General features: G+C 64.0%; 1 protein-coding gene. It reads left to right on the forward strand.

What is annotated here, in order from left to right; translation table 11 throughout:
• Positions 1-84: 84 nt before the first annotated feature.
• A partial coding sequence (locus tag EN994_RS33890; RefSeq protein WP_127308281.1) for a lytic transglycosylase domain-containing protein occupies positions 85-758 on the forward strand: 674 nt, incomplete at its 3' end.

Raw genomic sequence — 758 nt, forward strand, 5'->3', positions numbered from 1 at the left:
GCATTGCAGCGGTGACAGTGACAAGTGCGCGTTTCGCTGGCAAGTTCGCAATTGGGACGTGATTCAGGCAACCAGGAGATCAACATGGCAATTCTTGCCAAGGGAAAGATGTTTGCAGCGGCCGCGATGGCGGTGCTTGCGCTGGCGACGGGCGCACAGGCAGCGGCCAGCTGCGGCAAGACCGGCGCCGGCTTCGAGGCCTGGAAGCAGGACTTTGCCGCGCAGGCCAGGTCGGAAGGTGTGGGCGCCAAGGGGCTGGCCGCTCTGGCCGGGGCGAACGACGCGACAAAGACCATCTCCGTCGACCGCGGCATTCACAAGGCCTTCAGCGGCTCGGTGGACGATTTCATGCGGCGGCGCGGCGGCGCGGCGATTATCTCCAAGGGCCGGTCGCTGAAAAAGTCGAATGCGGCGCTGTTCTCCAAGATCGAAGCGAATTACGGCGTGTCGCCGGGCGTGTTGCTGGCCATCTGGGGTATGGAAACCGGCTTCGGTTCGGCCATGGGCAACCAGAACACCGTCTCTGCGATTTTGACGCTTGCCTATGATTGCCGCCGCCCGGGGTTCTTCTACCCGCATGCGATCGCCGCCCTGAAGCTGGTCGATCGCGGGGCGTTGACAGCCTCGTCGGTCGGGGCCGCGCATGGCGAGATCGGACACACGCAGTTCCTGCCAGGAAACGTCCTGAAATATGGCGTCGGCGGCGGAAACCTGCGCGACAAGGGCACGGCGCTGGCTTCCACTGCCAACTTCCTCAA

Source organism: Mesorhizobium sp. M7A.F.Ca.CA.002.09.1.1 (assembly GCF_003998555.1).
In the GTDB taxonomy this organism is placed as follows: domain Bacteria; phylum Pseudomonadota; class Alphaproteobacteria; order Rhizobiales; family Rhizobiaceae; genus Mesorhizobium; species Mesorhizobium ciceri.